15 protein-coding genes are annotated in these 14,117 nt (G+C 39.3%); all 15 read right to left on the bottom strand.

Annotation, left to right across the window (positions count from 1 at the left end; all coding sequences use genetic code 11):
* Positions 1 to 104: 104 nt before the first annotated feature.
* Complete coding sequence (gene trmD, locus ACQKIH_RS01005; protein WP_427762939.1) at positions 105 to 833, bottom strand: tRNA (guanosine(37)-N1)-methyltransferase TrmD; 729 nt, start codon at positions 831 to 833, stop codon at positions 105 to 107.
* On the bottom strand, positions 833 to 1,351 hold the full coding sequence (rimM, locus tag ACQKIH_RS01010; RefSeq protein WP_057987083.1) for a ribosome maturation factor RimM: 519 nt from the start codon (positions 1,349 to 1,351) through the stop codon (positions 833 to 835). Before rimM ends, trmD begins: the two co-directional genes overlap by 1 nt.
* A gap of 136 nt (positions 1,352 to 1,487) precedes the next feature.
* Positions 1,488 to 1,721, bottom strand: coding sequence for a KH domain-containing protein (locus tag ACQKIH_RS01015; protein WP_057987085.1), 234 nt, complete (start codon positions 1,719 to 1,721; stop codon positions 1,488 to 1,490).
* Between the two features lie 27 nt (positions 1,722 to 1,748).
* Positions 1,749 to 2,021: a 30S ribosomal protein S16 gene (gene rpsP / locus ACQKIH_RS01020; protein ID WP_057987087.1), complete on the bottom strand. Its 273-nt coding sequence runs from the start codon at positions 2,019 to 2,021 to the stop codon at positions 1,749 to 1,751.
* A 92-nt stretch (positions 2,022 to 2,113) separates the two neighbouring features.
* Positions 2,114 to 3,472 (bottom strand): signal recognition particle protein, encoded by a 1,359-nt coding sequence (gene ffh, locus ACQKIH_RS01025; protein ID WP_427762941.1) that lies wholly within the window; start codon positions 3,470 to 3,472, stop codon positions 2,114 to 2,116.
* A 12-nt stretch (positions 3,473 to 3,484) separates the two neighbouring features.
* Entirely contained in the window at positions 3,485 to 3,820 is a 336-nt protein-coding gene (locus ACQKIH_RS01030) for a putative DNA-binding protein (protein WP_057987091.1), read from the bottom strand.
* A gap of 318 nt (positions 3,821 to 4,138) precedes the next feature.
* Positions 4,139 to 5,395: a signal recognition particle-docking protein FtsY gene (gene ftsY, locus ACQKIH_RS01035; RefSeq protein ID WP_427762942.1), complete on the bottom strand. Its 1,257-nt coding sequence runs from the start codon at positions 5,393 to 5,395 to the stop codon at positions 4,139 to 4,141.
* Entirely contained in the window at positions 5,392 to 8,973 is a 3,582-nt protein-coding gene (gene smc, locus ACQKIH_RS01040) for a chromosome segregation protein SMC (RefSeq protein WP_427762943.1), read from the bottom strand. The genes ftsY and smc overlap by 4 nt, the downstream gene beginning before the upstream one ends.
* Position 8,974: 1 nt before the next feature.
* Positions 8,975 to 9,736: a ribonuclease III gene (gene rnc, locus ACQKIH_RS01045; protein ID WP_057987096.1), complete on the bottom strand. Its 762-nt coding sequence runs from the start codon at positions 9,734 to 9,736 to the stop codon at positions 8,975 to 8,977.
* Between the two features lie 245 nt (positions 9,737 to 9,981).
* On the bottom strand, positions 9,982 to 10,218 hold the full coding sequence (locus ACQKIH_RS01050; protein ID WP_057987098.1) for an acyl carrier protein: 237 nt from the start codon (positions 10,216 to 10,218) through the stop codon (positions 9,982 to 9,984).
* A gap of 42 nt (positions 10,219 to 10,260) precedes the next feature.
* Entirely contained in the window at positions 10,261 to 11,007 is a 747-nt protein-coding gene (fabG, locus tag ACQKIH_RS01055) for a 3-oxoacyl-[acyl-carrier-protein] reductase (protein ID WP_427762945.1), read from the bottom strand.
* Positions 10,998 to 11,951 carry an ACP S-malonyltransferase gene (fabD, locus tag ACQKIH_RS01060; protein ID WP_427762946.1) on the bottom strand — a complete coding sequence of 318 codons (954 nt, stop codon included), beginning with the start codon at positions 11,949 to 11,951 and terminating at the stop codon, positions 10,998 to 11,000. The genes fabG and fabD overlap by 10 nt, the downstream gene beginning before the upstream one ends.
* A 26-nt stretch (positions 11,952 to 11,977) precedes the next feature.
* On the bottom strand, positions 11,978 to 12,973 hold the full coding sequence (gene plsX, locus ACQKIH_RS01065) for a phosphate acyltransferase PlsX (RefSeq protein WP_427763120.1): 996 nt from the start codon (positions 12,971 to 12,973) through the stop codon (positions 11,978 to 11,980).
* Positions 12,973 to 13,542, bottom strand: a complete 570-nt coding sequence (gene fapR / locus ACQKIH_RS01070) for a transcription factor FapR (RefSeq protein ID WP_057987123.1) — start codon at positions 13,540 to 13,542, stop codon at positions 12,973 to 12,975. Before fapR ends, plsX begins: the two co-directional genes overlap by 1 nt.
* 117 nt (positions 13,543 to 13,659) lie before the next feature.
* Entirely contained in the window at positions 13,660 to 14,082 is a 423-nt protein-coding gene (locus ACQKIH_RS01075; RefSeq protein ID WP_427762947.1) for a VOC family protein, read from the bottom strand.
* Positions 14,083 to 14,117: the final 35 nt, after the last annotated feature.

Here is a 14,117-nt window from a genome sequence, read left to right on the forward strand (position 1 = left end):
CACGCTATCTATTAGCCACAGCGGAACATCGTAATTCAGTACTCCACATAGAAGTACAGACTGAATAATATCATAAAAAATACAAGCTTGCAAGTAGTTTTGCTTTACATTTCAGACTTTATTTTTTCGATGATTTTTAGTTGCTTCGGCGTTAATTCCAGCGCCTCCAGAAGATCCGGACGTCTTTCAAGTGTTCGCTTAAAAGACTGTTCCTCACGCCACTCATCAATTTTCGCGTGGTTACCCGATATTAAAGTGTCTGGTACCTTCATCCCTCTAAAATCAGCAGGGCGGGTATAATGAGGGTGTTCCAGTAATCCTGTTGAAAAGGAATCTTGAATATGAGAATCCGCCTGACCAAGTACACCCGGAAGCAAACGAACGACCGCATCGATTACAGTCATCGCAGGGAGTTCGCCACCCGTTAAAACAAAATCTCCAATCGATATTTCATCGGTTACTAAATATTGACGAATACGCTCATCATAGCCCTCATAATGCCCACATAAGAACACTAACTCCTCTTCCTGTGCTAACTCTTCTGCTTTTTTTTGCGTGAAGCGCTCGCCTTGAGGACACATTAAAATAACACGTGGTTTACGGCCTTCTGTAATCGCTTCTACCGCATTAAACATCGGCTCTGGCTTTAATACCATCCCAGCACCACCACCATATGGATAATCATCTACTTGCTTATGCTTATTTTCACTGTATTCCCGAATATCCGAAACAGTCAGTTCTACAGCTTGCTTTTCTTGTGCTTTTTTTAAAATAGATGCCCCAAAAACACCGCTAAACATAGGTGGAAATAAGCTAAGTACATGAATTTTCATTATAATAGTCCATCCATCACATGAATAATAATTTTTTTATTGTCGACATCAATTTCTTTTACAACATCCTCGATATACGGAATATAATGTTTTTTCCCGCCTTGTGCTTGGATTTCCCAAACATCATTAGCACCCGTTTCTAAGATTTCAGTTACGATCCCAATTCTTTCGCCTTCTTCAGAAAACACTTCGCAATCCACTATTTCAAAGTGGTAGAATTCATTTTCTTCTAGTTCATCGTCTGCTAATTGGTCAATCGTTACTTTTAGCATCCCTTCTTTAAAAGGCTCTACTAAATTGAAGTTTTCCATGCCTTCAAACGTTACTAGTATAAAGTTTTTATGACGACGACTTGAGCCAATTGTTATCCAAGTTGGCTTGCTATCATTTTTTTTAAATGCTGCTAATTTCGTCCCCACTGCAAAACGTTCCTCTTCAAAATCCGTTGTCGATAAAATACGTAATTCTCCACGAATCCCATGGGTGTTCACGATACGCCCCACATTAAACCATTCCATACTTATTCACCTCGTAAATTTAATATTTCACTTTATTTAGCAGAAGTCCACTGCTAGTAGATATAATTATATTGTGGCATAATTGATTAATTGATATGAAAAAAAAGAAGGGAAAGCAACTGCCCCCTCCTTTTTCTTAATCCAATATATCGACGTAAGTCTTTTTCTTATGGTGACTGCTTGCCGCTGAATACACAATCGTTCGAATCGCTTTCGCAACGCGTCCTTGCTTGCCTATGACTTTTCCTCGATCCTCTGGATGAACAAAAAGCTTATAAACAACTCGATTAGAGCTTTCGTCCGTCTCTATACGGACTTTTTCTGGATAATCGACTAATGGTTTCACAATCGCTTCAATCAGCTGCTGCATTAAGCCACCTCCGAATTATTTACTGAATTATTTGCTGTATTTAGCGTTATGGAATTTTTCCATGATACCTTGTTCTGAGAACAGGTTACGTACAGTATCAGATGGTTTAGCACCGTCAGCTAACCATTTAAGAGCTTTCTCTTCATCAATTAGTACTGTAGCTGGTTGAGTAAGTGGGTTGTAAGTACCAACTGTTTCGATTTGACGACCATCACGTGGTGAACGAGCGTCTGCTACTACGATACGATAGAAAGGAGATTTGTTAGCTCCCATACGTTTTAAGCGAATTTTAACTGCCATTTTTTAAGCACCTCCGAATAAGTTTCACACAAGATATTATATTAGCAATGTCTTGGTTGTTTGTAAAGTGTTTTTTCTTAACACCCTATTATTTATTTAAATAATGAGTCAAAGCCTGGCATTTTCATCTTTTTCTTTCCTTTACCAGATGCCATTCCAGTCATTTGTTTCATCATTTTTTTCATTTCTTCAAATTGCTTTAATAAGCGATTTACTTCTTGAATCGATGTCCCTGAACCTTGCGCAATCCGTTTTTTACGGTTTGCATTCATAATTTCAGGCGTCGTTTTTTCAGCAGGTGTCATTGAATAAATAATCGCTTCAATGCGCCCCATTTGCTTTTCATCGACTTTGACATTATCTAAGCCTTTCATTTTCCCTGCGCCCGGTAACATTTTTAAAATTTCATCTAGTGGGCCCATTTTTTTCACTGCTTGCAACTGCTCAATGAAATCATCAAATGTAAAAGATTGCGTCATGAACTTCTCTTCAAGTTCTTTCGCCTTCTCCATATCTACATTTTCCTGTGCTTTTTCGATTAATGATAAAACGTCACCCATCCCTAAAATACGAGATGCCATACGTTCTGGGTGGAATGGCTCAAGTGCATCCATTTTTTCGCCCATACCAACAAATTTAATCGGTTTTTCTGTAATAGAGCGAATCGAAAGCGCGGCACCACCACGTGTGTCACCGTCTAACTTGGTTAAAACGACGCCTGTAATGCCAACTGCATCATTAAAGTTTTGTGCCACATTGACTGCATCTTGCCCCGTCATCGCATCCACAACTAAAAACACTTCATCCGGCTCTTTTAATGCACGAATATCCTTTAATTCTTGCATTAGTTCTTCGTCAATATGTAGACGCCCCGCTGTATCGATTAATACAACGTCATGATGTTCTTCCTTCGCATGTTCAATCGCTTGTCTTGCAATTTCCACAGGTGAAATATCTGTTCCCAGTGAAAATACCGGTAACGATAATTGCTTTCCTAATGTTTGTAATTGCTGAACCGCGGCTGGACGATAGACGTCGGCAGCGACTAAAAGTGGTTTTTTATTATATTTTTTACGTAAAACACTCGCTAACTTTCCGGTAGTCGTCGTTTTACCAGCACCTTGTAAACCTACCATCATAATGACAGTCGGTGGACGGTTGCTAAATTTAATCGGGCTTTGTTCTCCACCCATTAAAATAGTCAATTCATCTTGTACAATTTTAATGACCTGTTGACCTGGTGTTAATGACTTCATAACATCTACACCGACCGCGCGCTCACTAACCTTTTTCACGAATTCTTTGACTACTTTTAAGTTTACATCCGCTTCGATTAAGGCAAATCGGACTTCACGCATCATTTCTTTAACGTCTTGTTCCGAAACTTTCCCTTTACCTTTAATCTTTTGGATCGTACCTTGGAGTCGTTCTGCTAAACCTTCAAAAGCCACTTTGTTCGCCTCCTAATCCGATTCCTTCAATTGTTCAATTAATGCGAGTTGTTCTTCTACCGTAGCAGAATTACCTTTTATCGCATCCGTCATCTGTTTTAACACTTGTTGACGTTGTTGGAATTTTTCAAATAACCTTAATTTATCTTCATATTCTTCAAGCATCGCCTCTGTACGGCGAATATTATCGTAAACAGCTTGTCGAGAAATGCTATAACTTTCAGCAATTTCACCGAGTGAGTGATCATCTAAATAATAAAGTTCCATGTAACTACGCTGTTTTTCTGTCAATAACGCTTGATAAAAGTCGAAGAGAAAGTTCATGCGTGTTGTTTTTTCAAGCAGCATCTTTATCTCTCCAATCATAATTAGTCCATCTTATCATAATCCTGAACAGGTTTGCTGTCAAGGTAATTCCCTTGTCTTTAAGAACAAAAAACGCTAATACGTTTTTTGTACACGACCTGAGTCGTATGGTTCGACCATGTCCTTTTTTCACCTTCTGTTCATCACCGTTTTAATTGGTTTATTCCTCATAACTACGTTGGGCTAAATTAGTGTGCTTTCTAATGGTATGAACATAAAGTTTCCCTAACAACAATACTAAATATTAAAACTCACCATTTCAACGTTATGAAAATGGTGAGTTTTTGATTTGCGCTTATTTTAGTCGTTTTCTACTTCATTTAATTCTTTTTCTAAACCTTCTGCAAATAAGCCATATACATAGCGTTCTGCATCAAATGGTTGCAGGTCATCCATTTTCTCACCAAGCCCAACAAATTTCACTGGAATGTGTAGCTTATTGCGAATTGCTAATACAATACCACCTTTAGCTGTACCATCAAGCTTCGTTAATACAATACCCGTTACATTTGTTACTTCTTTAAATGTTTGAGCTTGTACTAATGCATTTTGACCTGTTGTTGCATCTAATGCCAATAACACTTCATGTGGTGCATTCGGAATTTCACGCGAAATAACACGATGCACTTTTTCAAGCTCATTCATTAAGTTTACTTTATTTTGTAGACGACCTGCCGTATCACAAATTAAAACATCCGCATTTCGCGTTTTCGCTGCGTGAATGGCATCATACATGACAGCTGCTGGATCAGAACCTTCTGATTGTGCAATGACTTCACAACCGACACGCTCTCCCCATACTTGCAATTGGTCAATCGCTCCAGCACGGAACGTATCACCTGCAGCAAGCATCACTGTTTTGCCTTCTGATTTTAAACGATGCGCTAACTTGCCAATCGTCGTTGTTTTACCAACACCATTTACTCCAACAAATAAAATAACTGTCAATTCACCTTTAGGCTGTATTGCTAATTCAGTTAAATTTTCGCCACCTGATTCATAAATTTCTACTAATTTTTCAGAAATCAGTGCTTGAATGCCGTTTGTATCTTTAATATTTTTTCGCTGTACTTCGAAACGTAATTTATCCATTAATTCCATTACCGTTTCAACGCCTACATCCGCTTGTAACAAAACGTCTTCTAGCTCTTCAAAGAAATCTTCATCAACTTTACGGTAACGTGCGACTAAATCATTCACTTTAGATGTAAATGATTGACGTGTTTTTTCAAGACCTGCTTTAAATTTTTGTGTAATCGACCAAGCAGATGGTTGTTTCTCGTCTTCTTTTGCAACAACCTCTTCACTCATTACGATTTCATTTTGCGCTACTTCTAGCTCTACTGGCTTCGAAGTTTCTTCATGTTGCTCAGGAAGTTCGGCCTGTATAACCTCTTCCACCTTTTGTTCTTCAACAGGCGTATTTAGCTCAGCTCTTTCCGCTAATTGCAAAGGTGATTGATCGTCATCTTGTTGTGTTTGTTCTAATTGTTGTACGGTCTCTTTTTCTTCGCTACTACCGATTAACTTCTCTTTTAGTCGTTTAAAAAAACTCATGATTTAACACTCCCTTGACCTACTATATCCACTTCTTCTTCTAGTTTTACCGATACAAGCTTCGAAACCCCTGATTCTTGCATTGTAATACCATACAGTACATCGGCGCCTTCCATCGTCCCTTTACGGTGCGTAATAACGATAAATTGCGTGTCTTCACTAAATTTCCGCAAGTAACTACTATAGCGCGCTACATTTGATTCATCTAAAGCAGCCTCTACCTCATCTAAAATACAGAATGGCACGGGGCGCGTATTTAAAATAGCAAATAACAGGGCAATTGCCGTTAATGCGCGTTCTCCACCTGATAATAAACTTAAATTTTGCAAGTTTTTCCCTGGTGGTTGGGCAATAATTTCGATCCCAGTTTCCAGTAAATTATCTGGCTCAAGCAACACTAAATCTGCTGTACCTCCACCAAATAACTCGCGGAATGAAATAGCAAATTGCTTACGAATCAATTTAAACGTCTCATTAAATCGTTCCGACATTTCTTGGTCCATTTCACTAATCGCTTGGTGTAACGTTTCTTGTGCAGCGACTAAATCTTCACGTTGCTCACTTAAGAAAACATAGCGCTCTTGTACACGTTCGTATTCATCCATCGCAGATAAATTAACGGGACCTAGCTCTTCAATCGATTGTTTTAATAGCTTAACCTTCCGACGAACTTGTTCTTCTTCTACAATTTCAATTGCTTCCTCTTGCGCAGAAATACTATCTAAACCGTATTGTTCTAATAATTGTTCTTGCAAGTTTGTGATTTCGAATTCAATACGGCTTCGTTTTAATTCTAACGACCGTAACGCATCCACAAAGCTTTTATGTACACGTTGTACTTCTTGCAATTGTGATTCTGATTCCGTTACTTGCAGATGAAGTGCTGTTCGAGATTCTCGCTTTTGTTGAATCGTTTCGTTAAGCACATTCTTTTTATTCGTCCATTCGACAATTGTGCTTGCTAGTTCCTCTGTTGAAGGCCCATTTAACCCGTCATCTGATTCAACCCATGCGATTTCCTGGGAAATTTTTTCGACCAATGTTTGTGCCTTCGATAAATCTAATTCAATACCAGCTATCGAAACTTGAACTTGCGTTAATTGTTCTTGTGCAACTGCAAGTGCTGAACGTTGCTGTGCCAGTTGCTCTCTTAATACATCTTTTTGTGTTTCACTTTGCGCTTTCGCATATGTTAACTCATCAACGTTTTGTTGCACCGTTTGTAATTCTACCTTTAACTCAGCAAGGCGTTTTTGCGCATGTTCTTTTTGCTCGTATAACGATTCTTTTCGTGAAGATAGCGTCGATTGTTCTGATTGCGTAATCGAAAATGTCGATTGCACACTTTTAACAATCATTTCCAATTCCAATAATTTCCCGCGATGAATTTGCTCCTGTTCACGCATTGCGTCCCCTTGCAGCTTCATCTCATCTAAATCATGACGTAATTGCGCAATCTCTGCTTTTTTCGTAGCAACGGTTTGCTCTGCAATCGAAATCGTTGAATCCATCTCTGCTAATGTATCGATTAATTTATCCAGCTCTGCTTTTCTTGAAAACAATGAACTTTGTTGCTTAACCGCACCACCCGTTAACGATCCACCTGCATTTACAATATCGCCTTCAAGTGTCACGATACGGTATTTAAAGCCGCATAGACGGGCAATTTGACTCGCACCTTCTAAATTTTTCGCAACGAGAACATTGCCCAGTAAATTTTCAACTATCGCACGGTTTTCTTCTTCAAAACTAACTAATTCATAGGCAAGCGAAATAAATGCGGGATGATCTTGTACCCCCATAAGCTGTTGTGGCATTAATTTACGAGAACGCATGACCGTTTTTGGTAAAAATGTAGCACGACCTGCACGCTTTTGTTTTAACCAACCAATTGCTTTTTGCGCATGCTGTTCCGTTTCGGTCACGATATGTTGAGAAGCCGCACCTAATGCCGTTTCAATCGCTTGTGAGTACGAAGCATTTACTTGAATCAGTTCAGCTACCGCGCCCTCAATTCCTTGTAATTGTGCACGATCACGCGCCAATAACACTTCCTTAACACCGTGGAAAAATCCTGAAAAATCAGCTTCTAGCTCTGCTAATGTTTCTTTTCGTGCTTTTAACTGCTGATGATGCTGATACGCTTTATATAAAAGTTCCTGCTTTTCATCTAAATCAGTAGATACATTTTTAAACTGAATTTGCGCACTATCATAACGACCTAACTGTTCTTTGATCGTTGCTTCTACTTGCGCTAATGTTTTTAATGTTACTTCTCTCAAAGTTACTGCCTGATCTAAATCCTTTTGCATTTCTGTAGAGCGACCCGTCATACGTTCGACAGATTCTTGCTCTTGCGTAAGCTGTTGTTCAATATTTTTCAGTTCATTTTTTACTGTTGCTTCTTCATTTAATCGGTTAATATACGTGTTTTTTGCTTCTTCAATCTCTTCTTCAATTTCTGAAGCGCTACGTGTTAATGCTTGTTCAAGTTGCTTTAAAGTAGAACGGATTTGCTGCACATCTTCCTTTTTTTCAGTAAACTGCTGGCGTTTTTCTTGCTCGTTTAGTTCCAAATCAGTTACAGCTTGTTTTGCTTCCGTCCAATTCCCACGCAATTGTTGAATTTGCTTTTCAGCATTGGAGCGTTTTTCATTCACTAACGCTTTTCGCCCTTCCCAACGCTCTACTTCCGAGCTTGCCTCGACAAGCTGAGCATGTGAGGTATCAAGAATGGCATCAATTGCTTTTAAATCTGTTCGGATTTTGTGAATCACTTCTTCTAATGCCACAATCGTTGTCGCATGCTTTTTTTCCGTCGTGGCAAGTGTTTGATGTTCCGCAACGAAAGCCTTCAATGTTTGTTCATGTGCTAATAAATCATGAACCATAAGCGAAATATCAAAATCTTTTAGCTCCGTTGTCATTCGAACATAGTCTTTTGCACTGGAAGCTTGTATTTCCAATGGCTCCAAACGCACTTCAATTTCATGTAAAATATCGAGTACACGATTTAAGTTTTCATCTGTTTCAACCAGTTTATGCTCTGCTTTTTTCTTGCGTAGTTTATATTTCAAAACACCGGCAGCCTCTTCGAAAATACTTCGTCGATCGTCCGGACGGCTGTTTAAAATTTCATCGACACGGCCTTGAGAAATTATTGAAAATGCTTCTTTCCCCAGTCCGGAATCCATAAATAAATCCGTAATATCTTTTAGGCGACATTGCTGATTATTTAATAAATATTCACTGTCACCTGAACGATACACGCGTCTTGTCACACTAATTTCCGTATATGGAACAGCAATTCGTTCATCTGTATTGTCTAAAACTAGCGTCACTTCAGCAAAATTTAACGGTTTGCGCGATTCACTCCCTGCAAAAATGACATCTTCCATCTTTGCACCACGTAGTGATTTGGCCGACTGCTCGCCTAGTACCCAACGAATCGCATCCGTGACATTACTCTTTCCGCTACCATTCGGCCCAACTACCGCCGTAACACCTGGCACGAAATCAATTCCTACTCTTTCTGCGAATGATTTGAAGCCGATTACTTCAAGTCGTTTAAGGAACATATTATTCCCCCTCTTGCTTTGACTGCTTTAACATTTGCATGGCACTTTGCGCGGCCTGCTGTTCAGCCTCTTTCTTGGATTTCCCTTTTCCAATGCCTAGCTCTTGGTCATTTAATAATACGCGCGACACGAATGTTCGATTATGCGCTGGACCTTTTTCATCCACAATTTCATAGTGCAATAAGCCGTTATTCGTTTGTTGGATAATTTCTTGTAATTGACTTTTAAAATCCATCACATGCGAAAAAGCACCGATTTCTACTTTAGGGTAGATAATTCGCTCTAAAAATTCGACAACTACCGTTAAACCTTGATCTAAATAAAGAGCACCAACGAATGATTCAAAAACATCTGCTAATAATGCTGGACGTTCACGACCTCCCGTTAATTCTTCCCCTTTACCTAAAAGGACAAAATGCCCGAAATTTAATTCATTGGCAAAAATGACTAATGACGGCTCACATACAATCGAAGCACGTAACTTTGTCAATTCACCTTCACTCATATGCGGGAATTTTTCAAATAAATATTTCGACACAGATAGTTCTAAAACCGCGTCTCCTAAAAATTCTAAACGTTCGTTGTCAGTAAATAATTTTCGGCGATGCTCATTCACATAAGATGAATGCGTAAAAGCTTGGTGTAATAAATTTGTATTTTGAAAATGGATATTTAGTTCCTCTTGTAAAACTTGAAATTGATTTCTTACTTTTTCAGGGAGTACACCTGCTTTTAGACTATTCCCTTTTCTTCTTTGCATCATAGACTATTCTGCCTTCCTTCTAGTTTCTATCGTTTAGTTTACCTTGTTCCATAGCAATGTGCAAAGGTATTCAGTCAAAAAATTGATGATCTATTACGCTTCAGCATAATTGCGTCCACATTTGCCATTTTACAACCTATTTACATGTATTTAATATGTATTATCTTGGAATTTCATCCTTTTTGACTATCAAAAAGAGGCATCTATCACAAAACGAATTTGCGATAGTATGCCTCTATATGGAATTAGCTAATTTTTTTCTCGATGTAAGAAATTGCATCACCAACTGTAGCAATTTTCTCTGCATCCTCATCAGAAATTTCCATATCGAACTCATCTTCAAGTTCCATTACTAGTTCAACAACATCTAATGAATCTGCACCTAAGTCATCACGGAATGATGCTTCAGCTTTTACTTCGCTTTCATCAACGCCAAGGCGGTCAATGATTACTTTTGAAACACGTTCAATTACTGTAGACAAATCAGTCACCTCCCCTCAAAGATTGTGTAGGTAGTACTATTTTTATACCATGACCATACCGCCATCAATATGTAACGTTTGTCCGGTAATATAGTTCGCATTATTTGAGGCAAAAAACGCTACTGCTTTTGCGACATCTTCTGGTTGCCCTAATTTTGCTAACGGAATTTGCTTAAGCATCGCATCTTTTAAATCTGCTGGCAGCCCGTCTGTCATTTCTGTTGTAATAAAGCCTGGTGCTACCGCATTCACTAAAATATTGCGACTCGCTAATTCCTGAGCTGTTGTTTTCGTTAATCCAATAACGCCTGCTTTTGCCGCGACATAGTTTGCCTGACCTGCATTGCCCGCAACACCTACAATAGATGAAATATTAATAATGCGACCTGCACGTTGTTTCATCATTTGACGTGTTACGGCTTTCGTACATAAAAATACGCCTTTTAAATTCGTATTGATGACATCATCCCACTCGTCATCTTTCATACGCATCAATAAATTATCACGTGTAATGCCCGCGTTATTGACTAATATATCAATAGAGCCAAACGTATCCATTGCTGTTTTCATTAATTGTTGGACAGAATCTGTATCCGCAACATTTGCTTGTACTGCAATGGCTTGCCCACCAAGCGCTTGAATTTCTTCAACCACGTTTTGGGCATGCTGTGCGCTACCACTGTAGTTTACAACAATTTGTGCCCCTTGACTTGCTAGTTCGAGTGCAATTGCACGCCCAATACCGCGCGAGGCACCTGTTACAACCGCGCATTTCCCTGTTAAACCCATTGTGTCCACTCCTTTGATGCTTCAACAACTTGCGCTAAGCTCTCTTCGTCATAGACACAATATGTTTGCACACTGCGATCGATTTTTTTCACTAAACCAGATAACACTTTACCTGGACCACATTCGATGAATACCGTAACACCTTCTGCAATAAGCTTTTCAATATTACTTTCCCATTGAACAGAATTCGTTACTTGGTCAACCATTTCGCGCTTGACCTGTTCTACATCTGTTAAAATTTGTGATGTTACATTACTAACAACCGGAATTTGCGGCTTATTTAATGAAAGTTCCTCTACAACCGTTGCCAACTTATCCGCTGCCTGTTGCATTAATGACGAATGGAATGGACCACTCACAACTAACGGTAGCGCTCGTTTTGCACCCGCTTCTTTCGCTTTCACACATGCCAGATCGACACCTTGTTTCGTCCCTGAAATCACAATCTGACCAGGACAGTTGAAGTTCGCTACTTGTACGACTTCTCCTGCACCGGACACTTCCTTGCAAACAGCTGCTAACGTTTCACCATCTAACGCTAAAATCGCAGCCATTGCGCCTTGTCCAGCAGGTACTGCCTCGTCCATAAATACACCCCGTCTATGAACTGTCGTTACCGCATCTTCAAACGTTACTACGTTCGAGACAACAAACGCACTATACTCCCCTAGTGAATGCCCCGCTGTAAAATCCGGTGTAATCCCTGCATCTTGTAATTGCTGTGCAATCATTACACCCGTTGTTAATAAAGCAGGCTGAGCATGATATGTTAATGTTAATGTTTCTTGTGGACCATTTAACATATAATCCGTTAATGAAAAACCTAACACTTCATCTGCACGCTCATAAAATCCTTTACTTTTTTCGTTATTAGCAACAAAGCTCGCTCCCATCCCTACTGTTTGCGAACCTTGCCCTGGAAAAATAAAAGCAATTTTTGTCATTATAAGTTCCCCTTTGTGAATAACTCTTACTCTGTTTTTGGCATTTGTGCAATCGTTTCAGCAATCGTTTCACATACATTATGCTCTACCATAATACGCGCTTGACGAATCGCACTGTAAATTGCCTTTGGATTGGATGAACCGTGCGCTTTAATGACCGGTGACTTCAGGCCAAATAATGCTGCACCACCATACTCGGTGTAATCCATTTTATCTTTTAATTGTTTTAAGTCATTTTTAACTAAAACAGCGGCTAGCTTTGATTTTGTAGAAGACATAAACGAGTCTTTTAACATTTTGAAAATCGTTCCTGCTGTTCCTTCAATACTTTTAAGCACCATATTTCCTGTAAAGCCATCTGTTACAACAACATCCGCTACCCCATTTAATAATTCACGTGCTTCCACATTACCTTCAAAATTAAAATTGGCTTCGTTTAGCAGTGTATACGCGGATTTTGTTAAATCATTTCCCTTTTTTTCTTCCGTACCGATATTCAATAACCCAATACGCGGCGATTGTTGAGCACGCACTTTTTTCACATAAATATCGCCCATGATTGCATATTGCAATAAATTTTCAGGCTTTGCTTCTGCATTTGCGCCTAAATCAAGCATTAAAAAGCCATCGCCGTTCATCGTCGGTAATGTTGTAGCAAGTGCTGGACGCGCAACACCATCGATACGACCTACTTTAAATAATCCGCCTGCCATTAAAGCACCTGTGTTCCCCGCAGATAAGCATGCATCTGCACGACCTTCTGCCACCGCTTCTAACATACGTGTCATCGACGAATCTTTTTTACGACGTACCGCTCTTGCCGGATCATCCTCTGCTTCAACCACTTCTGTACAATGAATTACTTGTAAGCGTTCATGCTGCTGAATAAATGGCGCCATTTTTTGTTCATCGCCGTAAAGCTGGATTTCAACATTCGGGAAATCCGCAAGCGCTAATAAAACACCTTGGACAATCGCTTGTGGGGCGTTATCTCCACCCATACCATCTACTGCTAATTTCATCATTTCTCTTCACCTTTCGTGCGGTACATTTCAAAATCACCCTTGAATACAACTTCATTATCAACGGTAGAAGTCACTTCAATAAATGTACGATTTTTTTCAGGAAGCTTTCCCGTAACGATCGCTTTTGTTACAACACGATCACCTGCGCGAACAGGTTTCACAAAAGCCACATTGGATTTTGCCGTTAATGCGAGCTCATCATTAATTACTGCCACCGCAAGCGAATTGGCTTGTGCAAATAAATGATGCCCACGAGCGATTCCATTACGTTGAAAAACATGTTCTGAGCTTACATCAAAAATCGATAATGCACGATTATCTAACTCTATGTCAATTATTTCCCCGATTACTTCATCTAGTGGCAGTGATTTTACTTCATCATAATTTTTGGCTGCTACATCTTTAATGCGTTCCCGCAATTCCGGTATTGCAAGCTCCATACGATCTAATCGAATCGTTTGAACACTCACATTAAATTCAGCTGCTAGTTGTTCATCTGTGACGAATGGATTATCGGTAATTTTTTCCGTCAATAACGACTGACGCTCTTTTTTGGAACGCTTCATACGCACTTATTACCTGCCTTCAATTTTCTATTTGATTAGTATTAGCACTTGGTACTAATACCAATATACATGGATAAAAAAAAGAACGCAACAGTTTTTTGTTACGTTCCTCAAATTCTACTCTAATTCATAGCTTAATTGCCACGCGATTCCGAACTTATCCGTTACTTGTCCATAGCATTTACTCCAAAATGTTTCTTGCAACGGCATCGTTACATTTCCTCCGTCAGCAAATAGTTCAAAAATCTTCCGTAATTCTTGCTCATTGTCAGACGTATAGGCCAGCGTAATATTGTCACCTTTCGTTACTTGAGGAGAACCTGGAAAAGTGTCTGAAAACATCATTTTACTATTTTCTAATTCAAACGATGCGTGCATAACTAATTGTTTCGCCTCTTCTGGAATCGGATGCTCTGGATTAGGTGGCATTTCACCAAATGTTGAAATAACCACATTCTTTGCATTAAAAGCTTTTGCATACAGTTGTACCGCTTCTCTCGTTTCACCGTTGAATACTAAATAAGGAGTCATTTTAGACATTCTTCTGCACCTCTTCATCATTTATAATCGTTTTT

The sequence above is a fragment of the Solibacillus cecembensis genome, from assembly GCF_050272495.1.
Taxonomy (GTDB): domain Bacteria; phylum Bacillota; class Bacilli; order Bacillales_A; family Planococcaceae; genus Solibacillus; species Solibacillus cecembensis.